This is a genomic window from Neisseria sp. HMSC058F07, assembly GCF_001810035.1.
In the GTDB taxonomy this organism is placed as follows: Bacteria; Pseudomonadota; Gammaproteobacteria; order Burkholderiales; family Neisseriaceae; genus Neisseria; species Neisseria perflava.
In genome coordinates, this window is record NZ_KV799663.1 from 90,963 (window position 1) to 113,681 (window position 22,719).

Sequence of the window (22,719 nt, forward strand, 5' to 3'; positions counted from 1 at the left end):
GATAAATAAAAAGGCCGTCTGGACATTTTCAGACGGCCTTTACTATATTAGCTTTTACTTATTCTTCTTCCGGCAAACGATTGATTTTTACACGGGCAATCCGTTGTCCGTCCTTCTCAACCACTTCAAAACGCCAGCCATGGTAATCGATGAAGTCGCCCACATCAGGAATACTTTGCAATTCTTCCATAATCAAGCCGGCAACGGTATGAAAATCGGCGTCTTCCTCTTGAGCAGGCAGATTTAACTGAGAAGCCAATTCCACATACTCCAATGCACCATCCACAGACAGCGTTTCATCCTGACTGGCCGGAGCAGCTTCTTCTTCCTCACGCTCAAACTCTTCGGGGAATTCACCGGCAATGGTTTCCAACAAATCTTTCATGGTCACCATACCCAGCACCGCGCCAAACTCGTCCACCACCAACGCATAATCCGCGCTGCTTTGACGGAACAATTCAATCGCATTCAACGCCGTCGTACTGTCCGGCAAAATTAATGGCTGGCGCAAGGCCGTCTGAATATTGATTTCTCCGGATTCAAGCAGCTGGTTCAGCAAATCTTTTTTACTGATATAGCCCAAAGGCTCATCTACACCTGCTTTACCGACAACCAACAAACGGCTATACGGTGTATTTTTCAATTGCGCATTTTGTTCTTCCCGACTTTGGGAAATATCCAATTTCTCGATTTCCCGACGCGGAATCATCACGCCCATAATCGGACGCTCCGCCAAAGTCAGCACGCTGCGAATCATGGATTTTTCGTTTTCTTCAAAATGCTCGTCATCGCCGCCATTATCGCCTGCTTTTGCCAAAATGCTTTCGCGGATACCCATCATACCCAACACATTTTCAGCGGTGCGCTTACGCCAAGAAGTGCTGATGTAGTCATTTTTGCGGGCATTCTTTTGCGAAACCTGATTAAACAGTTCGATCAAAATCGAGAAGCCGATCGCCGCATACAAATAGCCTTTCGGAATATGGAAATGGAAGGCTTCCGCAATCAGGCTGAAACCAATCATCAACAAGAAACCCAAACACAACATCACAACGGTCGGATGCTTGTCCACAAAGGCAGTCAACAGTTTACTGGCGGAAATCATCACCGTCATCGCCACAACAACCGCACCCATTGCCACCACAATATGATCCACCATCGCCACTGCTGTAATAACAGAATCGATAGAGAAAACCGCATCCAAAATCAAAATTTGCGCCACAACACCCCAAAAAGAAGAATGCTTCTTCTGTCCTTCAGCAACCGCAAATTGATTGTGGCCTTCAAGGCGTTCGTGCAGCTCGGTAGTCGCTTTATAAAGCAGGAAAATACCACCGGCAAACATAATCATGTCTTTGCCGGAAATCTCCAGACCACCCAGCTCAAACAAAGGGCGTGTCAGTGTCATGATGTGCGCCATAAAGCCCAGCATGAAAATCCGAATAACGACAGCCAAACCCAAGCCCGTTATCCGCGCCCTATCCCGTTGCGACGGTTTGACCTTGTTTGCCAAAATCGCTACGAAAACAAGGTTATCAATACCTAAAACAACTTCCAACACCAGAAGCGTGGCAAAGCCTATCCAAGTATGCGGCTCGGCCAACCAACTGAAATCCATAATGATTGCGTTCCTTTAAAATACAAAAAGGCAGCCGTTCCGCTTAAAACGGACAGACTGCCAAATTTCGGGCATAAATAAAGGGAAAGAAGCGGTATAACAACTACTCTGCTCTGCGTCTTTCATGAAAAATTTATGCCTCGGTCAACAATAATGGCAAACAGTTTATCAGTTTGACGAAAGAAAGGCAAAGTCTGACAGCATATTTTCTTTTAAAAACAGCCTACAGCTGCCAATCAATCACTTTCTCCAGCTTTAACAAAAGGAATCGGTCGATGTATTTGTTGATCATAGTTTGTTCGGTTTGCTGAAAGAAGATTCTTATAAGGAATTCCCTAAATGCCTGGGTAAAAACTTAGGTTTTTTTACTAAGGTCTCAAGCCGTCTGAAAATTGGGATTTTTTCAGACGACACGGTTTATATAGACAATAATTTTCTTAGAAAATATAACGATTATATTCTTTCAGAAATTACGGATATACTTAATCTCCATACAGTTAAAGTAATTAATCTGCCATCTAAATAAGAATATTCTAATTGAAGAGCATCATCTTCAAAGCAAATATTTCCAGCTGTAAATGTATTGCCATCTAGCCTACCTGTTATCTTATATTGTGTACTATCACCTATTCTTTCAAAAGGAATAATAACAGATTCATCTGTATTAACCTCTTCCAATATAAATTCATCAATAATGAAATAGTCAAGTTCCACATTATAAACTTTATTTGCTTCAATAGCCATTGGACAACAATTAAGGAAACAATATAGATCGTTATTTTCTATAGAAAAATATGCAAATTCCTCAATTGTTTCATCCATTTTTTTTAGCTTTGCTGAGTAAATCATTTTTAACCTTTCATAAATTATTTTACTTCATAAATTGTTTTATCTTTTGGATTGCTACGATTTATAGCTTTCCAAAACTCTTTTCCACTTTTCACATGGATGGTTGTGGTGTAACCTTAATGATTTGTTCCTATAAAGGCTGATGAATTAAGTGTAATCATTTAATCAATTATCATCAAAATATCTTAAAATATTAACCAATAGATAAAATAAAAACCACCATACAAGATGGTGGTTTTCAAATCTGGCTCCCCGACCTGGGCTCGAACCAGGGACCTGCGGATTAACAGTCCGTCGCTCTACCGACTGAGCTATCGGGGAATTAAAGATGAAATTATATAGAAAATATCAGAAGCCTGTCAAGCAACAATCTATATAAAAACAAAAATATTTTTATATCTTTTTAATTTATAAAAATTTTATAAGATTTCAGAAATTTGTTTAGCCGCACGTTTCGCATCCAACAAAATCAAGCCCAATTTACCGCTTTCTTTTGCCATCAATGCCAATACTGCATTTTCACCTGCTTGACTCAACAGAATATAGCCATTTTTACCTTTAACCATTACCTGATCCAACTCACCGCAAGCCAGCTCATGTACGGAACGATTGCCCAATGCCAAAAGCGTTGCTGACATCGCACCTACACGGTCTGCATTCAGGTGGGAAGGCAGCATGGTTGCGATCGGCAGGCCGTCTGTAGAAATAACTGCAGAAGCAGTGATATCAGCAGAGGTATTGTTCAAATCGCTTAATACAGAGATTAATAGTTGTTGCATAGTCGCTCCATTCTAAAATAAATATCGGTCAGGCAAAAATCAACGGCTGCCGTATCGGTGGTACAGCACTTTAACCAAAGTAACAAAAGCCTCTTTATTTAAGTCAGGCATTCCGCCAATTACCAAAATCAGCTTGGTCATGCCAATATACAGAGGGAAAAAGGTCAATTCACTTTGGCCTGAAGGATCACAAATACCCCATGCGCTATTATTGATATGCAGGTTATTGCGAATCAAAAGACGGTGATTGTCTTCCATTTTGGCCACTTCGCTCGCCAAAAGGCCCAATTCTTCTGCTGCCTCATGATGGAAATTAGCATTGGCAAAATACAAACCGTTTTCATCAGCCAACAAAGCTTTGCCAGAATTAGACAACTGTTCCAATAATGTCGGTAATTGTTCGTCAGTCAGATGGATGTCCTCTGTGCTGATTTCCTCATCACCGTACAAAAACTCCAAGCGTTGGAGACGATACAACAGGTTTAAAGCGGTATTGATATCGCTGGTGTCTGCCCACGCCAAAAGTTTTTCACTGCTGATGGTTTCAGACGGCTCTGCACGCAACAGACCATACAATAAAGTTCTGCTGGCACTGGGCGTATCACTTGAAACAGCATAATACGCACCCGCCGGTGTAATCTTAGGATATAAATTTGCTTGTAAAGAGAGTGTCGCTTCCATCTTATACCTCTAATCCGGGGTCAATTGAGAACAACATGGCAGTAACCAATTGTTTTACATCGTCTTCTCGACGCGCATCAATCTCAAAAACCGGTACATTAAAATTATTCTGTGCTAAATACTTTTGATAAACATCCACGCTTGGTAAGGATCGGATATCCATCTTCGTTACCCCTACAACCAGAGGCGCTTTTTTCAGCAACTCCCGGAATGCATCCAAGAAAAATTGCAAGTCTTTCAATGGGTTACTTCTTGTATTATCTAAAAGAAGTACCAAGCCCATGCTGCCTTGGCTCAGAATTTCCCACATGAAATTAAAACGCTCCTGACCAGGCGTACCATAAAGGTGAACCTTGGTTTCCTCATCCAAATGAATGACACCGTAGTCCATTGCCACAGTCGTGTACCCCTTGCGGACAAGTGTCATATCGGATGCGGATGCATCGGTTTGAACCGGCGGTTCATCAGATAAAGCTGAAATTGCAGTGGTTTTACCTACGCCGACAGGACCGGTAAAGATAATTTTATTTTCTTTCATGACGTGTCCTTTATGATTTGCCCAGCAACTTACGCATCAGGCGTTGCAACAGGCCGCGAGGTTGTTCTTTCGACGGACCGGCAATTTTTTGAGCCTCTTTGCTCATCGCTGTTTCAGGTACGTCTTTGCTATTCACATCAATCTGTTCGTTCAACGAAGGCGTATTGTTCGCATCAGTTGCAAACTCTGTATCTGTCGCTAAAAAGCCTGTCAGATATGTTGCCGATAAATAATTCAAAATATCAGGCATTTCTAAAGGCATGACTTTATAGAGGATGTTCAGATTAACAGATGTTTTCGTCAGAAATGCCGACAAACGCATAGATTCCGGAACATGCGCCAAACGGGTTAAGTTTGGCCACCGCTTGAGTGTAAAGACAGTTTGCGGCGTCATCGGATAAATCAGACGGCCTGATGCAGTCCAAATAGCCATTTGCCACAAGCATGACATAATGGTGACTTTGGCTTTTTCTTTCCATTGAGGATTATCAGGAACAGCCTTACACACAACAGCCAAGTTATCGTTCTTACACAATTTCTCCAACTCATTGGCACTGACTGTCAACAGCACTCTCTGGATACTAGGAAACACGATTAATATCGGCTTGCCTTCATGCAAGACAGCAATATCTTGGTGTCCTTGACTGGCAAATTTCAGCGCGCCCAACAAGCCTTTATTTGGATTAAATCGGCGAATGGTTGCTTTTCTTGTACCATCGGAATTGGATTGTCTTTTATTCTCTTCAGCCGCTTGTTGTTCAGACGGCTCAAAAACATTCCCGCCCTGAGCCAGGCTGCGCAAAACAGGAAACAAGGTATCGAATTTAACCGGTTTAGCCAAATAAGGAGTCGTTACTGTCGGCAACTCGGAAGAAAACATCGCCACAGGCACTTCCGGATAAGTTTTCTTCGACTCTTTCCAAGCTTCTACACCTGCCGGAGTATCGGTATCAACCAATACCAAATCCGGTTTTTCATCAGAATCAGGGGAAACGATGACGTAATTCGTCGTATTGTGCATTTTAAAAGCCATACGGAATACCGCCTGCTGTTGCTCACCCATCTCCTGTAACATAACCCGTATGGTTTTAATTTTTGGTAAATGATTATTCATCACTCGTACTTTCTACGATTATCTTATTTTTTTGAATATTGGTTCATTCGTTGCAAGAGACGGCTCATTGCCAAGACAACCTCTTCAGGCAGGCTGACAACACGCTCGCGCAACAAGCGCAGAAATTGTTCCAAACGTCCCCAATCTTCAACGCGTTCGTACAAATCAAACAAGATAATGTACAACTGCGATTCCTGTGGATACCGCAAAACAGCCTGTTCCAAAGTACCGATGGCCAAATCCAACTGACCGTAGGCTAACAAAGATTCCACTTCTTTCAGAGCTTCATCAGCAGGTGAAGAGCTGGCGCTGATAACCGAAGAGTCTTTTTGAACCAACTCACGATATTTGGCTTTCATCTGCAAAGAACTTGGCTGAATATACCCGCGTTTTAAGCCAATCTCTTTAATTTGCTGTTCAGACGGCCCTTTTTCCAAATCATCAAAAATTTCGTGATAACCAAGGCTATAACCCCAGCCAAGCATACGTTCTTTTACTTGACGGCCATATTGACCCAAAGAGTGGTAAAGCTTCCACAGATGCTTGGCAAACTGCCCTACTTCTTCATTCTGATAATCCAGACGCAAGGCATCGATAATGAGACCAGCAGGCTTCGCAGAAGTTTGGATTGCTTTGTTGTATTGATGCAAAGCAGTCTCGTAGCTGATCTTGTCTTTCAGGATTTTTGCACTACGTTCCGGTTTGGCAAAACCAATAACCGCGCCCATCTCTTCAGGGCTGATTTCGCCAAAGTCTTTCTTGCCTAATACGATAGGCGCACGTTTGCCCATACCTGGAACGACAATGCGTTCAATCGAGTCGTTCTCAAAGGCAATATGCTCGTCGGAAGCAACTTCCAAACCGCTTTGTTCGCCAATTTGACGGTCCACTTCCTGCATATTCCAACCAAGATGATGCTCGGCGAAAACACGCAGGCGCAGGTTAGTAGAATCCAAAGCCAGACCGGCTTTCAGGTATTCGGCTACGCTGTCTTCAGAAAGGGAAGTACTATGACGCTCAAGCGTATCCGCCAGCATGTCGATATTGCCAACTCGCAGATTCAAACCAATCAATTCATGAACCAGTTTTTCTGGAGCGCCGTCTTCCAAGGTATTGAGATAACCGGCCAAAGACTCCGCTGCTTTACTTTCATAGCCGAACTGTTTATAAACCTGATATTCGGTCAGCGGATCGACTTCTTGTGCGGAAACAGAAGCCGTTGCATCGTTTGAGCCGCTTCCGCCCCATTCCCAGTCTTGATTATCCGCATTGGAAACTGTCTGGTTGACTTTCTCAATCCAGTCGTTTCCATCCTCAGAGGAGGCTGTATGAGCAGCAGATGTACGGCCGCTTTTTGATGCATGTGCGCTTTGTTTGTCTGAATTGTTACTTTGTTTATGACGAACAAAAAACAACACCAGCAAAAAAAGCACCAGCAAAAAAATAGTTAAAAGTTGATAGTTCAAGAACACCTCCCGGTCTTGTGCTGCAAGCTGCATTTATTAACATCTGTTGCTTTACACGCAACTTCAACGTTATTAATTCCCCAAACGAATGATGATAACATGAATGCACTCATTTTTACATTAAAAACCCTACTCACATAAAGGACTTGATACCAATTTACAACTCAAACACACCAATGGATTCAACATGCGAGGTTTGTGCAAACATATTCATGATTCCCGCTGCCTTAAACTTATAACCCTTATCAACCAAGACACCGGCATCTCGTGCAAATGTTGATGGATTACACGAAACATACACTATCTTCTGAGGTAAAAATGGCTTATGTAGCGATTTGACAACAGCATAAGCCCCACTTCTCGGCGGATCCAGTAGCATCTTGTCAAATTTTCCCCATGACTCAACAGTTTTTTCATCGGTATCGAACAAGTCGGCAACAGAAAACGTCATATTCTCGGCACAACGATTCAGGCGGGCATTTTCCCTTGCCCTATCTACCAAATAATAAGCGCCTTCAATACCGACAACCGATGCGCCACTTTTCGCCAGCGGCAAACTAAAATTGCCCAAACCGCAAAACAGATCGGCAATCCGCTCCCCTTTTTGAGGGTTTAAAAGTCTGACCGCCCTTGCCACCATCACTTCGTTCAGCTGCGCATTAATCTGCGTAAAATCACCGGGTTTGTAAGGCATTTCTACATCAAATTGAGCAAAATTATAGTTCAGAGCAGGAGCATTCTCGGGATAAAACGGCAAGGACTCGGCATGATCCTGCAACCATATTTGCCATGCCTTTTCAGCACCCGACAATATATTATCAAACCAATTACGCAATTCGCTTAATATTTGTCCAAACGGTTGATTTATGAAACGAATGTTGAGCGCTGTCACATTTTTCCCGCAATAAAACTCAACAAATTTCACTTTTACACCGTCATCATGCAGCTTTTGCAGCAAATTGCGGACATCAGGCAATCTATCGGACACATGCTTAGGCAAAATATGGCAATGGCGGATATTGACGACATCATGGCTTTTTTTGGCCTGAAAACCGAGGTTCAGACGGCCTTGTTTATCCACCGAAACACTTAAACGCGCTCTATCGCGATAATACCAGGAGTAACCATATAAAGGAGGTAAAATTATTTCCGGCTTGACCTTACCTATCCGTTCCAACTGCTCTTCCAAAATCCGTTGCTTTAACGCAACTTGCGCTCCGAAAGAAACATGTTGAAGCGAACAGCCGCCACATGTATCAAAATAGCAACAAGCTGGCTCAATGCGTTCGGAAGAAGGTTTTAAAACCGTTTCGACCTGAGCTTCTGCAAACTGCTTTTTTTCTTTATGAATGGCAAACGTTACACGCTCTCCGGGCAGCGCACCGCCGATGAATACAGTCTTTCCATCGACTCTGGCAACACCCCTGCCCTCATAATCCAAAGAAAAAACTTCCGCCTCTTGATACCGTTCTTTCACACTCATACCGTTTCCGTCAGACAGCCGCTTACCGGCCGTCTGACTGTCTTCCAATACCGAAAGCGCATATTTTCTCACAAAAACACAGAGTTTCAGGTATCATGCGCCAAAAACTTTCATTTCAATCCCTACAAAAAAAAGACGACATGAAAAAATTATTCCTTGGCCTGACAGCCGCCCTTCTGACCTCGGCCGCTGCTGCAAACACACTTATTCCAGACGTCTCCCCCGCCTCTTCCGGACAACACGTCGTTATCAATATTACGCAACAGCGTTTGTTCCTCTACGACAACGGTAAACTGAGCAAAATTTATCCTGTTGCCGTCGGCAAAGCCATGACCCAAACCAATCTGGGCGAACATAAAATCGGTGCAAAAGCCTACAACCCGGTTTGGCACATCCCTAAATCTATCCAAAAAGAACGCAATGACGGCGTTAAAAGCGTACCGGCCGGCCCAAATAACCCGCTGGGCCCGGTATTTGTCCGCCTTGGCGACCCTAAATTAAGCCTTGGCATTCACGGCACCAATGCCCCTGCCAGCGTACCCGGCGTCCGCAGCCATGGTTGCGTGCGCATGAAATCGCCTGATGCATTAGAATTCGCCAAAACCATCGCAACAGGTTCTCCTGCCTCCGTTATCTACCAAATGGCGAGCCTGAACGAAGATGCCAACCAAAACTTGTGGCTGGCTGCCTATCGTGACCCATACGACAAGAAAAACCTTGATACGGCTGCCCTGAAAAAAAGCATTGCCGCTTGGGCAAAAGCGCACGGTAAAACCATTCCAGCCGCGCGTGTGGATGCAATCCTGAAAGGACGCACCGGAGCGGCAAACTGTCTGACCTGCGCCAAAGGCGTGAAACTCAAATCGCCTTTGAAATCTTTGGCATGGACCAGCGGCACGGATGCTTACAGCAAACCTAAAGTCATGCCGAAACAGGCTCCTGCTAAAGATGTGGTATTGCCTCAAGGTACTGAAATCGAAGTCGATGCTACCGACGATGCAAACAAGGCAGCATCCGAACCGAAACAAAGCGTTCGTCCGACTCCGGTGAAACCGGCAAAACCTGCTGCCAAACCGGCAACCACTCCGGCCGACGCTCCTGCTTCTGCAACTAAAGCCGCTTCCGAACCGGCTACTGCCCCAGCCTCTGCTCCTGTGAAAGATGCTCCGGCAAGCAGCGAGCCGGCAGATTTGCTGTTCTAAGCAGAACAAAATACATAGCCAAAGGCCGTCTGAAATGAATTTTTCAGACGGCCTTTTCGTACAACTGGCTATTGGAAATATATGCCCCTCTTGATTCAGACGGCCTTTTTACTTTTCAAATACTCCGACAAACCACGCTCGCGCAAAATACAGCTCGGACATTCATGACAACCACCGACCACGCCGTTATAACAGGTATGCGTATGCTCGCGAATATAATCCAACACACCCATTTCATCCGCCAATGCCCAAGTTTGCGCTTTGGTTAAATACATCAAGGGCGTGTGGATTTGAAAAGCGTAATCCATGGCCAGATTCAATGTGACATTCATCGACTTGACGAACACATCGCGACAGTCGGGATAACCCGAAAAATCGGTTTCGCACACGCCGGCAATGATATGGCGTATTCCCTGCCCTTTGGCGTAAATGGCGGCATACAGCAAAAACAAAGCATTGCGTCCATCTACAAATGTATTGGGCAGGCCGTCTGAAGCTGTTTCAATAGATACCGTATCATCCATCAAGGCGTTATGCGTAATCTGTTGCATCAGGCTCAAATCGAGTACCGTCTGCTTCACGCCCAAATCTTGGGCAATCCAACGCGCGCGCTCCAATTCGATGGCGTGGCGTTGCCCATATTGAAAAGTGATGGCCTGCACATTTTCACGGCCATAGGTTTGAATTGCCTGAATCAGGCAGGTCGTTGAATCCTGCCCGCCCGAAAAAATAACGAGGGCTTGCTGTTTTTCCATTGTAAATTCCTAGTTTTGTTAACGCGGGAGGTTTGCGAACCGCGTGATTCGAAGATTGACGGATTATAACGGATTTCGTCTATAATCACGGCACTTCGTTTTCTTTTATTCTGCATAATGATGAGTATCTACGCCCTGAAACCAAAATTCCAAAACCTGTTGCGCCCCATCGTTAAGAGACTGTATCAAAAAGGCATTACTGCCAATCAGGTAACCCTGTTTGCCTGCGCCGTTTCCATTTTGCTCGGTTTGCTTTTAGCATTGTTTGCAGGTGTATCCACATTATTCTGGCTTTTGCCGATCTGGTTGTTTGTCCGCATGGCACTGAATGCGATGGACGGTATGCTGGCACGGGAGTTCGGTCAACAATCGGCATTGGGTGGCTATTTGAATGAAATCACCGATATTGTCGCCGATGCTGCTTTGTATCTGCCTTTTGCCTTCATCGCGCCCTTCGGCGGCGTACAAATTGCCCTGTTTATTTGGCTGGCGGCAATGACTGAGTTTTGCGGCGTTTTGGGACAAGTTCATGGCAACAGCCGGCGTTATGACGGGCCATTCGGCAAAAGCGACCGTGCATTCTTTATCGGTGCATTGGCAGTATGGTATGCAATCGCCGGCAGCTTCCATCCGACTTTCTATATCCTTATGTGGCTGGCCTGCGCGGCATTGGTTTATACCTGCTACAAACGTGTCATCAATGGCTTGAAGGCCGTCTGAAACCATAAACTATCGGTTTCAGACGGCCTTTTATCCGTCAGCGAAGATCACTTACTGTTTACCCAGTTGACTGTAATCTACCAACATATACTTGGCAGTAATTTTCTGCGAAGCATTACCTTCGTCACCCATTAGAATCATTTGAGGCTTGCCGTTAACGGTAATCGAATCAACAGCTTCAACGTTGGTGATGTGTTGCAGATTAGGCAGAGAGATTTTTTGCTGTTCATCGGTCGGGTTACCGCTCCAAGTCCACAGTTGTGAAAATTTCTGTCCATTCTCATCCTTCACTTCATTGGCAATCACGTAGGTTTTCAACACAGGATCATAGTTGAGGGAACGGATACCGCCGCCATCAATATCAATCACCGCCACTTCATCAAATTCAGGTTTGGCATTGCGCTCAAACACATCTTTCGGATTGCTGATAAATGCGACCAAAGCCATATTGTTGAACTCAGGATCACGGAAGCCCAAAACAAGACGTTTTTTCACCGGATCAAACGCCATGCCCTCAATATTGATTTCTTCAAAAGAAACTTCTGCCTTGGTTCGCTCACGAATCAAATCATGCAGCTTGTGATCGGTTTCCAAAACCTGCGTCAAATTGTCGTAACTGGTCAGCCCCAACACATTGCCGTCTTGGATTTTAAAGCGCATCAGATGTTCGCGGTCGGGTGAGCGGTTGCCTTTACGGGTGCGCGAATGTGAAGTCAGCGCGTAGATAAAGCCTTCATCATCGCGCGCCAAAGCCTCCAAGTCGCTGAGACGGCGTTTGAAACCGGTAATCACGCGCGTATCCAATGCCTCGTCTTCCACAAACCTGCCCGTTTTATCAATGCTGATGATACTGAATGCATGGTTGGGTTCGTCTTCCGCAATCAGCAAATTACCGTCCGGAAGCTGTTGTACGGCGGAAGGCTCGTACACACCGTTAAACATATTGATTCCCAGCGAACGCAGCTCTGCCGCATTGTTGGCCGGCGGTATCAGCAATGACGGCAATGTTTTCACGCCGATAAACGCCACCAGTGAAGCCAGCAAGCCCCAGCGGAATACCGCGTAAGACAAATTGATGTATTTGAACTGTTTGTCCGCCAACAAACCAAGCCAATAAAGATGGTCGCTCATCTTTTCATAGATTTGTTTACGGTCGCCCATAATCTCCTGCATCATTTCCCAATATTGATCTTTTTGCAGTTTCACACGGTCTTCATAAATCAAAATATTGGGTTGGCTGCCGCCAAAAAAGCGCGTTTCGGTACTACTGAGGCGGGTTTTCAAGTCCCGCAGCTTAGAACGGCCGCGGATAAAATCCTTAAACCATGTCCGCGCCGCCTGCATTTTGCCGATACGTTCCGGCGAAGCAGAAAGCAACGCAAACACGATAGATGCGGCGGCAGTAATCATAAACGTACTGGCCGGAATCAAAAATTCGGGCGACGATGAAAAAATAAACGCGCCCGAAATCATCAGAGCAGACACGATAAAACCATTCAGCGAAATCATAATATTCGCTTTGGTTGCCGCCAGCGCCAACAATTCCATCTCCGAGCGTACGGCGTTGCGGAACATGGTTTCCACGCCCTTATTCGTACCCAACAAATCAGGCGCATTCAAATCTTCGGCTTTATTTTTTTTCTTTTTTGCCTTGTCTTTTTTGCGTTTGGCTTTCTTTTCACTTTTTTCAGACGGCATCTCAGGATGTTCAACTGCTTCCTGACCTTCTACCTCCTCCTGAACTTCTACCGTTTCAGCCGCAACCTCAACTTCGTTTTCAACAGTATTGTTTCGATTGCGATCCCAAAAATCAACGTCCTGTTGGGAATCGGCAGATACGCCGTCGTTTAAAGATTTGTCTTGGTCGCCCATCTGCTTCGGCCGACCATTTTCCTTCCAATCATTCAAATCCATATCATGACTCCCAACATCAAACACTTTGAATTAAATGGAAAATAAAAAGCATATTTAGTTCATTTATTTTAGGTAATTTACATGTAGCTTACATTCTTTAAATACCTAAATAGCAAACTGCCGCAGAACCCCAAAGTCCTGCGACAACCCGCTTTGCATCAAAATATTAATAGTCGATGCGTTCTTTAATAATTTTCAAATCAGGATAAGACAAAACAATGTCGTACTCACGACCATCTTTAAAAGCCTCGATATCCAACACAGGCTGACCTCGACGGCTATCGGCTTCAACATCGTGAACTTGATAGCCGCGTTGTTCCAAAATTTTTACGGCTTTAGCACGATTTTGCTCGAAGTTTTTGTCGCTGTAGATTTTGTGTTCGATATAATCACTGGCACCGGCAGTAGCGGCAGACAAAGCAACGATGGCGGTCAATAAAAATTTTTTCATGTTTGATTTCCTTTTTAAATGTGTATTCGGGTTTCGATGGATGTATTAAAACATGACAAAATTAGCAGTTAATTAGTGCTTGGTTAAACGCAGTAAAGGCCGTCTGAAAACTATTCAGACGGCCTAAGCGATTCCCCTTCAGAAGAAATAAGAGAAAAAATTTGGCAACAATATGATAACGATAAGTCCCGTCTGACTGTGTTTCGTAAATTAATTGCAAAACAAAGAGTTTATGATGATATGTCGGTAGTAGTTTGTAAGGTTATCCACCCCCTATCTAACCCTTTTCACAATCACTGTCATCAGTTTTAAGTGAAATTTGAAACCATCTTTTACCATTTCTCTCCATCATTGCATTCGTCCGTCTATCGGATAGTCATTGCATTTATTCGATATGTCATGATACTGTTCAAAAAATATGACTATTAGGAGTTTCTCATGTCCGAACAGCAAAAATTCTTTTCTACCCAAGACGGTACTTCGCTTTTCTACCGCTATCGCCCTGCTGCTGATGGTTCTTTCGACAAAGCCATTGTGCTGTTCCATCGCGGGCATGAGCACTCCGGCCGGATGATGTTTGTGGCAGATGAGCTAGGTTTTGATGATTTTGCCTATTTTGCTTGGGACGCGCGCGGTCATGGTTACAGCCCTGGTGAACGCGGCGATAGTCCGAGTATCGGTACTTCGGTTGCTGATGTAGATGATTTTATCCGACACATTCAAAGCGAATACGGCATCAAACCTGAAAACATCTGCGTGATTGCACAAAGTGTTGGTGCGGTATTGGTTTCTACTTGGTTGCACGATTACGCGCCGAAAATCCGTTGCGCCGTATTGGCTTCGCCTGCGTTCAAAGTCAAACTCTATGTTCCGTTTGCCCGTACCGGTTTGAAAATTATGCAAAAATGGCGTGGCAATTTCTTTGTCAACAGCTACGTCAAAGCCCACTATCTGACCCACAATGTCGAACGTCAAAAAAGCTACGACAATGATCCGCTGATTGCCCGCGCTATTTCTGTGCGCATCCTGCTGGGTTTATATGAGGCGGCCGAGCGCGTCGTTGCCGATGCACAAGCGATTACTACGCCTATACAACTGTTGATTTCAGGCAGCGATTGGGTTGTTCATCACAAACCGCAACACGATTTCTACAACCGCTTAGGCAGCCATATTAAAGAGCGCCATATCCTGCCCGGTTTCTACCACGATACGTTAGGCGAGCAAGACCGTGAAATCGCATTTGTCGAAATGCGCCGTTTTATCCGCGAGCGTTTCAATCAGCCTTTGCAACAAGTCGATCTGACTCAAGCGCACTTGTTTGGAGACAGCCGTCGCGAAGCCGACGAACTGGCTACGCCTTTGCCTGTTTGTACGCCTCGCGGCGCATTTTGGGCAACATATCGCGCCTCGCTCAAACTGGGTTCACGCTGGAGTGAAGGCTTGAGAATCGGTCAAGAAACAGGTTTTGATTCGGGTAGCACGCTGGATTATGTCTACCGCAATCAACCGCAAGGCAGCAACGCTTTCGGTGTATGGGTGGACAAATACTATCTCAACGCCATCGGCTGGCGCGGCATTCGCCAACGCAAAGTCAATATCGGCAAAGCCATTCAGACGGCCTCAGCTAAATTGCGTGAAGCAGGCAAACCTGTACACGTTTTGGATATCGCGTCCGGTCATGGCCGCTATGTATTGGATGCCCTGACTGCCGACACATTGCCTGATTCCGTACGCTTGCGCGATTACAGCCCGATTAATGTCGAAGCCGGCCGCAAACTGATTGCAGAACGCGGCTTGCAAAACACGGTAACCTTCAATGAAGTCAATGCTTACGACCGCGCCAATTATCATGATTTACAGCCGCGCCCTACCCTAGGCATCGTCTCCGGCTTGCACGAATTGTTTGCCGACAACGATTTGATTTTAAACTCGCTCTACGGCTTTGGAGAAGCCATTGAAACCGGCGGCTACCTGATTTACACCGGCCAGCCGTGGCATCCGCAACTGGAAATGATTGCCCGCGCCCTGACCAGCCACAAAGCAGGCAGCCCAAACTGGGTAATGCGCCGCCGCAGTCAGCAGGAAATGGATCAGTTGGTTGAAAAAGCCGGTTTTGAAAAAATCCATCAATGGATAGACGAAGACGGTATTTTCACCGTGAGCTTGGCAGTGAAGAAATAAAAATAAAGGCCGTCTGAACAATTTTTTAACTTTCAGACGGCCTTATTTAAACCATGTACCTATCCATGAAACCTACCCTCAAAACCTCCCTACTCAAGCTGATTTCAGTCGGTATCCTGTTCTACACCAGCTACGGCCTCTCCAACCATTACGCGGCATCGCTGGACTATGTACCTGAAATCGCTTTTGCATGGGAGCGCAATATTCCGTTTTGGGCATGGACGATTGTGCCTTATTGGTCGCTGAACCTGATGTATGCCGCGGCATTTTTTCTTTGCCGTGATACACATGAACAAAACCGATATGTAGCGCACCTTGTAGCCGCCCAACTGATTGCGACTGCTTGCTTTGTGCTGTTTCCGCTGCGTTTCGGGTGGCCTAAACCGCCTGCCGATGGACTGTCAGGCTGGCTGTTTGATTCATTGGCTGCATTTGATTTGCCGTACAACCAAGCGCCATCTTTGCATATTGCGTTGGCAATTATCGTGGGTGCATTTTATTGGACGCGCTTTCCCAAAATCCGCCTGCCTCTTTTCTTATGGCAAAGCCTGATTGCCCTGTCGGTACTGACAACTTATCAACATCATTTTATTGACGTGCCGACAGGAGCATTGCTTGGCTGGCTGGTGTTGTGGGCTTTCCCGCGTCAGATGACTTCGCCGTTAAGACTGGGCTTGAGTGATGTACGCTCAAGAAGGATTGCGTTGCTGTATTTACTTGGCGCGTGTTTGACGGCTTTGCCTGCGCTGCTGGGTGGTGTGTGGCTGTGGTTGATATGGATTAGCGTGTCTTTACTGATGGTATCCTTTGCCTATTTGACTGGAAATGCAAACATATTCCAAAAACAGGCTAACGGTAAATTATCGGTGGCAGCGACGGTTTTACTATTGCCTTATCTGGTGAGCGTACGGCTAAACATGGCGTATTGGTTACGCGGTAAAGCGAAAACGGCACCAGTCCGCAATGATGTATTAATTGGCAGCGTTTTAGGGATTTCAAACCATTTGCCTGTCGTATTGGATGTATGCGCCGAATATCCCTGCCGTAGCTATCAGGGAGCATATCGCGCTCTGCCTTTACTGGATATGGTAACGCCGTCTGAAAACGATTTGGTTCAGACGGCCTTGATATTGGAAACCTTGCGCCAAAAACACGGCAAAGCGCTGGTATGTTGCGCTTTGGGTTATGGAAGAAGTGCCGCAGTGGTGCTGACGTGGCTGCTGGTCTATGGTGGCTGCAAAAACTTGGCGCAAGCGAAGGCCGAACTCAAACAGGCTCGGCCGCAAATGGTATTATCGCCGGCCACCGCCCAAGCAGTTGAAGCTGCGGCCAACCGTTTAAAACAAGGATAATGATGGACAACGCAACCGACAGCCGTATTACTGCCCACCTGCTCTCTACCGCACATTATGTTGCCGCCTGCAATGCCTTGCTGCTCGCCTTGTCGGCAAAATATGGCGGCGCATGGTTTGCGGTGCAACTTGTCTTGGCAGCAGTTTTGCTGTACTGCCATATCCGCATTCACTTCGACCGTCGCGTGTTCCAAGACTTTGCCGACAACCGCTACTCTCCTGAAGACTTCGACCACACCTTACAGCAAAACGGTTTACGCCAAATTTCAGGCAGCCGTACGTTGACCCAACGGATAAACGGCGCACTTTCCTTATGGCGCAAAAGCTTATACCTGACCGCCGCACAATTTTTAATTTTGCTTATCCAAAGCATTTGATTATTTTGGCTAATTTACCCAAACCAGATCTAGAGCGGTATCTCACTCCCAAAGGCAGAAACAATGAAAAACTTCCTCAAAAAACAACTTGCCTGGCTAACTGACCAAGCCTTATGTCTGTCGGTCTCTTTTCTTACGGGCGTACGCCCCAAAAGTCCGCGCGAGCTGACATTCAATCAGCACCAAAAAGTCTATTACGCCAATCACGGCAGCCATGGCGATTTTGTATTGGTGTGGATTTCCCTGCCCCGCCGCTGGCGCTTGTCCACGCGCCCAGTCGCCGGTTCGGATTACTGGCTGACAAGCAAACTCAAACGCTTCATCATTCAAAACGTTTTCAATGCCTTGCTGATTCCGCGCCATAGTGATAATCCGCAAGCAATTACCGAACAGATGAAAGACGCGCTGAACGCAGGCGACTCTTTGATTATTTTCCCTGAAGGCACGCGTAATACTGACGACAACACCATCCTGCTGCCGTTCAAGTCCGGCATTTATCATCTGGCGAAAAGTAAACCCAATACCGAATTTGTGCCGATTTGGATAGACAACATCAGCCGCGTACTGCCCAAAGGCAAAATCCTGCCTATCCCGCTTTTGTGTGAAGTCCATATCGGACAGCCGCTTACTTTGCAGGAAAACGAAGACAAAGACAGCTTTTTGACACGCAGCCGTGAGGCGCTACTGGCACTCAGGCCGTCTGAAAACGACCGCAGCGAGCTTTGCCAAAATGAATCTGAAGTTCAGCAAAACAAAGGAGAACAAGCATGAGCCTTTCTACGACTTCCCAACAAATCATTGTCGAACAAGCCGCCGCTCATCTGACTCCGCAAGCCAGCTATATTTTTGTCGGCGTATTTGCCGTATTGTGTTTTGCCAGCATCATCGGACAATGGCTCAAGCGCAAAAACGGCGCAGATAATGCCACCATTGCCAACCTCAACGCCCGTATTTACGCATGGTGGCTGATGACGTTGGTGTTGCTGGGTGCATTTTGGTTCGGCAAAATCGGGACGGTTGTACTGTTTTTCCTGATTTCATTTGCCGCACTGCGCGAATTTATGACCCTCGTCTATCGACGCCGCAGCGACTATTACAGCATGGTGGTCTGCTTTTACCTGCTTCTGCCGGTGCAATACTATTTCGTCTATGACGGCTGGTACGGCATGTTCAGCATTTTTATTCCGGTTTACGGCTTTTTGATACTGCCGATTATTGCCAGCCTCAGCGGCCAAACGGCACACTTTTTGGAACGCGCCGCCAAAACACAATGGATGGCGATGATTTGCATCTTCTGTCTGTCTCATGTTCCGGCGCTGATGTTTCTGGACTTGGATGGCTTCGATAACGGCAACAATATCCTGTTGCTGATCTTCCTGATTGGCGTGGTGCAAGTATCGGATGTGTTGCAATACGTTTGGGGCAAACTGATTGGCGGTGCAAAAATCATGCCTTCGCTTTCTCCGTCAAAAACTATTTCCGGCACTGTCGGCGGTATTTTATCGGCCACTGCCATTGCCGCGCTGATGGCGCCGATTACGCCGTTCTCTCACGGCCAAGCAGCCATTATCGGCTTTATCGTCTGCCTGATGGGCTTCTTTGGCGGCCTGGTTATGTCTGCCATCAAACGCGATTACGGTGTCAAAGACTGGGGCAATATGATACGCGGCCACGGCGGTATGCTTGACCGTGTGGATTCGATCTGTTTTGCCGCACCCGTGTTTTTCCACATCACCCGTTATTTCTGGAACGGCTAAACTTCAGGCCGTCTGAAAGCTGTTTTTCAGACGGCCTTTAATGATCGAAACTTCCAGTCCTACCAATTCGTTATACAATACGTAACCATTGTTATTACATACACACAACATGGATAAACCCTCTCCAATCTTTCCTATTTTTCTTGCTGCAATTATCTTCGCCCTTATTGTTTGGTCAGGCATTAATCCTCATGACCGCGCAGTCTGGTACGCCGAAATTATCCCCGTAGCATCCGTATTCTTCCTTCTGGTTGCCACCTACCGCATTTTCCGCTTCAGCAACCTGGCCTACTTATTCATGAGTTTTTGGCTGATTATGCATTCCATCGGTGCATACTACACTTTTGCCGATGTGCCATTTGAATCCATCAACCGCTTTGTCGAACCGATTTTGGGCGAAAACCGCAATCATTACGACCGTATTGCCCATTACATCATCGGCTTCTACGCCTATCCAATGGCTGAATGGCTGCTGCGCCGCAAGCTGTGCAACCTGCCGTTGGCCTTATTTTTCTCCCTGTTCTTCATTATGAGCATTGCTGCCGCCTATGAAATCATTGAATGGCAATATGCCGTCATCGACGGCGGAGAGGCCGGACTGGAATTCTTAGGTTCTCAAGGCGATATTTGGGACGCGCAAAAAGACATGCTTGCCGATACTTTGGGCGCGTTAACTTCCCTGTTTATTTTTGTATTTACCCGACCCGATAAACGCTTGGGTTTCTCTTAAATATATCCCTTTAAAGCAGAAGGCCGTCTGAAACCAGATTTTCAGACGGCCTTTTTTCATTTTTCTATCGACATTATTGTAAAAATTAATAAATACGATAGTTAAAAACATAAGCCAATTTTGAAACAAAATCCGTCATCAAAATTTTTAAGCACATGAAATATATAAAAAACAACGTCTGTTAAGATTTTGTAAACAACATGCCTACGTCAACCTGAATTTTTCGATTTGATTTAAGTCAGCATATCTTGTGTCATTAATCCATAAAATATTCAGAATTCTACAAAATATTGATTAACCCGATAGAGGTTATCATCAAGACGAGGAACACAAAATGCAGAAAATTCCAGAATTGGTCTGCCCCGCCGGCAACCTGCCTGCACTGAAAACCGCTGTGGACAACGGTGCGGACACGGTTTACATGGGTTTGAAAGATGCGACCAATGCACGAAACTTTCCGGGACTGAATTTCGATATGAAATCGGCACGGGAAGGCGTTGCTTACGCCCATGCGCGCGGGCGCAATGTACTGATGGCTATCAATACATTCGCACAAGCTGGCCAAGTGGAGCGTTGGCACGCCGCTGTGGATACGGCGGCGGATTTGGGTGCCGATGCGATTATTGTTGCCGACCCCGCCATCATGGCGTATGCGGCAGACAAACATCCGAATTTACGCCTGCATATGTCGGTACAAGGTTCGGCCACCAATTACGAAGCCATCAATATGATGAAAGAGCTGTTCGGCATCCGTCGTGCCGTTTTGCCGCGCGTGCTGACCATCGATCAGGTCAAACATGTGATTGACAATACTGATGTGGAAATTGAAGTCTTTGGTTTCGGCAGTTTGTGTGTGATGGTGGAAGGCCGTTGCATCTTGTCGAGCTATGCAACAGGCGAATCGCCCAATATGCAAGGTGTCTGCTCTCCGGCAAAATCCGTCCGCTGGGAACAACTGCCCGACCGCATGAACGTACGTCTAAACCAGGTATTGATAGACCAATACAAACCCAATGAACCGGCAGGTTATCCAACCTTGTGCAAAGGCCGCTTTGAAGTCAATGATGAAACTTACTATGCTTTGGAAGAACCGACCAGCCTGAATGTTTTGGAAATGTTGCCCGAACTCATCAAAATCGGTGTGTCCGCCATCAAAATCGAGGGACGCCAACGCAGTCCGATGTATACGGCGCAAGTAACCAAATCCCTGCGCCAAGCACTGGATGCAGCTGCAGCCGATCCATCGCGTTTCAAAGTCAATCCGTCCTGGAACAATGCCTTGAGCAAAGTTTCGGAAGGTCATCAGACAACTTTGGGCGCATACAACCGCCCATGGAAATAAGGGGAAAAAAATGAATTCATTGAAATTGTCGCTGGGCCCTATTTTATTTTTCTGGCAAAAAGAAGCCCTGCTGGAATTTTACGTTTCCATGCTGGATACGCCGTTGGATACGGTCTATTTGGGTGAGGTAGTCTGCTCACGCCGTCAGAAAATGCGCTTTGCCGACTGGTTCGGACTGGCTGAAGACTTGGCGGAAAGCGGTAAGGAGATTATTCTTTCTTCACAAGTCCTGCTCGAAAGCGAATCCGATCTGAAACGCTTGCGCAAAATCACGGAGCAGGGAAAGTTTAAAGTTGAAGCCAACGACATGGGGGCGGTCAAATTGGCACGCGAACACGGCATTCCTTTTGTTGCCGGTGCAAGCCTGAATATCTACAACGAAACTACTTTGGACGTATTCCGAAAATTAGGGGCATTCCGCTGGATTGCACCGTCCGAGCTAAGCCGCGATAAGGTTGCCGAAATCATCAAGGCTTCAGACGGCATTGAAACTGAACTCTTCGCTTGGGGTAAAATGCCGCTTGCCTATTCATCACGTTGCTTTACCGCCCGCCATTACAATCTGAATAAAGACAGTTGCGAGTTCCGCTGCCTCGATCATGAGCACGGTATGGCCATGAATACGCGAGAAGGCCAGCCGTTTCTCACCATCAACGGCATCCAAACCATGTCTTACGGCTGCCAAAACCTACTGCCCCACCATGAAGACTTGAATAAAATCGGCGTGAATATGCTCAGACTGTCGCCACAAATGCACAGCATGGCTGAAATTATCCAAATTCACCGCGATGTATTGGACGGAAAAGCCACATGGGAAGATGTCCACCCTGAGTTGGAACGATTGACTACCGGAACACTGGTTGACGGCTATTGGCGCGGTCAGCCCGGTATTGAAACCGTGAAGGAGGCATATTATGGCGCTGCCTGAAATCATATTACCCAAATGGATGACAAAAATCGGTACCAAACTTCCCGGCAAACCTCCACGCTTTGTTTTGGTCTCCGTATTGAATACCATGCTGAGAAAAGGTTTACTGCCTGCCGATATGGAACTTTTTGCCGGAAGAAAATTCGAAATCGAAGTTTTGGATGCCGGTATCAAAGTGCGGTTTAGTGCCAATACGGAAAAATTCCTGGACGACAACTTCAGTGGCGTCCCCGATCTGAGGCTGGCGGCCAACGGTATAGACTTCATGCGCATGATGATGCGCGAGGAAGATCCCGATACCTTATTTTTCAACCGTAAATTGCAAATCGAAGGCGATACGGAACTGGGGCTAATTACCAAAAACTTACTCGACAGTGTTGAGTGGCCTTTCAGCGAATGGTTCCTGAAACGCAGCACGTCCACTTTGGATTGATTAATTTTGGTTGAACCAAGAACAAAGGCCGTCTGAATGTTTCAGACGG

Annotated in this window: 22 protein-coding genes, 1 tRNA gene and 1 riboswitch; of the genes, 11 read left to right on the forward strand and 12 right to left on the reverse strand. The window is 46.1% G+C overall.

Going from position 1 to position 22,719, the window contains the following annotated elements; genetic code table 11:
• Positions 1–58 precede the first annotated feature (58 nt).
• From HMPREF2696_RS00640 to rlmD, 9 genes are all read right to left on the reverse strand, one after another.
• Positions 59–1,618, reverse strand: coding sequence for a TerC family protein (locus tag HMPREF2696_RS00640; RefSeq protein WP_049323927.1), 1,560 nt, complete (start codon positions 1,616–1,618; stop codon positions 59–61).
• Between the two features lie 453 nt (positions 1,619–2,071).
• Entirely contained in the window at positions 2,072–2,467 is a 396-nt protein-coding gene (locus tag HMPREF2696_RS00645; RefSeq protein ID WP_070587463.1) for a hypothetical protein, read from the reverse strand.
• Positions 2,468–2,712: 245 nt separating this feature from the next.
• A tRNA-Asn gene (locus HMPREF2696_RS00650) sits at positions 2,713–2,788 on the reverse strand.
• A gap of 98 nt (positions 2,789–2,886) precedes the next feature.
• Positions 2,887–3,246, reverse strand: coding sequence for a roadblock/LC7 domain-containing protein (locus HMPREF2696_RS00655; protein WP_070587466.1), 360 nt, complete (start codon positions 3,244–3,246; stop codon positions 2,887–2,889).
• 39 nt (positions 3,247–3,285) lie between these two features.
• A complete protein-coding gene (locus HMPREF2696_RS00660) occupies positions 3,286–3,927 on the reverse strand; it encodes a peptidase M23 (protein WP_070587468.1) in 642 nt (213 codons plus the stop codon).
• 1 nt (position 3,928) lies between these two features.
• Entirely contained in the window at positions 3,929–4,465 is a 537-nt protein-coding gene (locus HMPREF2696_RS00665) for a GTP-binding protein (protein ID WP_003748733.1), read from the reverse strand.
• 10 nt (positions 4,466–4,475) lie between these two features.
• Entirely contained in the window at positions 4,476–5,579 is a 1,104-nt protein-coding gene (locus HMPREF2696_RS00670; protein WP_070587470.1) for a response regulator, read from the reverse strand.
• Between the two features lie 23 nt (positions 5,580–5,602).
• Positions 5,603–7,078: a 23S rRNA methyltransferase gene (locus tag HMPREF2696_RS00675; RefSeq protein WP_070587472.1), complete on the reverse strand. Its 1,476-nt coding sequence runs from the start codon at positions 7,076–7,078 to the stop codon at positions 5,603–5,605.
• Between the two features lie 124 nt (positions 7,079–7,202).
• Positions 7,203–8,528: a 23S rRNA (uracil(1939)-C(5))-methyltransferase RlmD gene (rlmD, locus tag HMPREF2696_RS00680; RefSeq protein WP_039862086.1), complete on the reverse strand. Its 1,326-nt coding sequence runs from the start codon at positions 8,526–8,528 to the stop codon at positions 7,203–7,205.
• A gap of 140 nt (positions 8,529–8,668) precedes the next feature.
• Between rlmD and HMPREF2696_RS00685 the strand changes: the two genes are divergently transcribed.
• On the forward strand, positions 8,669–9,730 hold the full coding sequence (locus HMPREF2696_RS00685) for a L,D-transpeptidase (RefSeq protein WP_039862112.1): 1,062 nt from the start codon (positions 8,669–8,671) through the stop codon (positions 9,728–9,730).
• 95 nt (positions 9,731–9,825) lie between these two features.
• Here the strand turns inward: HMPREF2696_RS00685 and queC are convergent, their stop codons facing one another.
• Entirely contained in the window at positions 9,826–10,485 is a 660-nt protein-coding gene (gene queC, locus HMPREF2696_RS00690) for a 7-cyano-7-deazaguanine synthase QueC (RefSeq protein ID WP_004519606.1), read from the reverse strand.
• 3 nt (positions 10,486–10,488) lie between these two features.
• Positions 10,489–10,534, reverse strand: a riboswitch (PreQ1 riboswitch).
• 71 nt (positions 10,535–10,605) lie between these two features.
• On the opposite strand from queC, the gene HMPREF2696_RS00695 reads away from it, so the two are divergent.
• Positions 10,606–11,205, forward strand: coding sequence for a CDP-alcohol phosphatidyltransferase family protein (locus tag HMPREF2696_RS00695; protein ID WP_039862085.1), 600 nt, complete (start codon positions 10,606–10,608; stop codon positions 11,203–11,205).
• A 51-nt stretch (positions 11,206–11,256) separates the two neighbouring features.
• Here HMPREF2696_RS00695 and HMPREF2696_RS00700 read toward each other — a convergent pair whose 3' ends face one another.
• Entirely contained in the window at positions 11,257–12,903 is a 1,647-nt protein-coding gene (locus tag HMPREF2696_RS00700; RefSeq protein WP_224783392.1) for a Pycsar system effector family protein, read from the reverse strand.
• Positions 12,904–13,285: 382 nt separating this feature from the next.
• The gene (locus HMPREF2696_RS00705; RefSeq protein WP_004519602.1) at positions 13,286–13,570 is read right to left on the reverse strand and encodes a PepSY domain-containing protein; all 285 of its coding nucleotides are present in this window, start codon (positions 13,568–13,570) and stop codon (positions 13,286–13,288) included.
• 438 nt (positions 13,571–14,008) lie between these two features.
• Here HMPREF2696_RS00705 and HMPREF2696_RS00710 point away from each other — a divergent pair, with 438 nt between their 5' ends.
• From HMPREF2696_RS00710 to HMPREF2696_RS00750, 9 genes are all read left to right on the forward strand, one after another.
• Positions 14,009–15,751, forward strand: a complete 1,743-nt coding sequence (locus HMPREF2696_RS00710; protein WP_070587474.1) for a bifunctional alpha/beta hydrolase/class I SAM-dependent methyltransferase — start codon at positions 14,009–14,011, stop codon at positions 15,749–15,751.
• A 65-nt stretch (positions 15,752–15,816) separates the two neighbouring features.
• The gene (locus tag HMPREF2696_RS00715) at positions 15,817–17,103 is read left to right on the forward strand and encodes a dual specificity protein phosphatase family protein (RefSeq protein ID WP_232502743.1); all 1,287 of its coding nucleotides are present in this window, start codon (positions 15,817–15,819) and stop codon (positions 17,101–17,103) included.
• 2 nt (positions 17,104–17,105) lie between these two features.
• Positions 17,106–17,480 (forward strand): hypothetical protein, encoded by a 375-nt coding sequence (locus tag HMPREF2696_RS00720; RefSeq protein ID WP_039862080.1) that lies wholly within the window; start codon positions 17,106–17,108, stop codon positions 17,478–17,480.
• A gap of 63 nt (positions 17,481–17,543) precedes the next feature.
• Positions 17,544–18,251, forward strand: coding sequence for a lysophospholipid acyltransferase family protein (locus HMPREF2696_RS00725; protein WP_039862078.1), 708 nt, complete (start codon positions 17,544–17,546; stop codon positions 18,249–18,251).
• Positions 18,248–19,237, forward strand: coding sequence for a phosphatidate cytidylyltransferase (locus HMPREF2696_RS00730; protein WP_004519594.1), 990 nt, complete (start codon positions 18,248–18,250; stop codon positions 19,235–19,237). The genes HMPREF2696_RS00725 and HMPREF2696_RS00730 overlap by 4 nt, the downstream gene beginning before the upstream one ends.
• Before the next feature lie 109 nt (positions 19,238–19,346).
• A complete protein-coding gene (locus HMPREF2696_RS00735; RefSeq protein WP_004519593.1) occupies positions 19,347–19,967 on the forward strand; it encodes a DUF2238 domain-containing protein in 621 nt (206 codons plus the stop codon).
• 334 nt (positions 19,968–20,301) lie between these two features.
• Complete coding sequence (locus HMPREF2696_RS00740) at positions 20,302–21,309, forward strand: ubiquinone anaerobic biosynthesis protein UbiU (protein WP_004519592.1); 1,008 nt, start codon at positions 20,302–20,304, stop codon at positions 21,307–21,309.
• A gap of 10 nt (positions 21,310–21,319) precedes the next feature.
• On the forward strand, positions 21,320–22,237 hold the full coding sequence (locus HMPREF2696_RS00745; protein WP_004519591.1) for a U32 family peptidase: 918 nt from the start codon (positions 21,320–21,322) through the stop codon (positions 22,235–22,237).
• Entirely contained in the window at positions 22,224–22,670 is a 447-nt protein-coding gene (locus HMPREF2696_RS00750; protein WP_004519590.1) for a ubiquinone anaerobic biosynthesis accessory factor UbiT, read from the forward strand. The genes HMPREF2696_RS00745 and HMPREF2696_RS00750 overlap by 14 nt, the downstream gene beginning before the upstream one ends.
• The last annotated feature ends 49 nt before the right edge of the window (positions 22,671–22,719 follow it).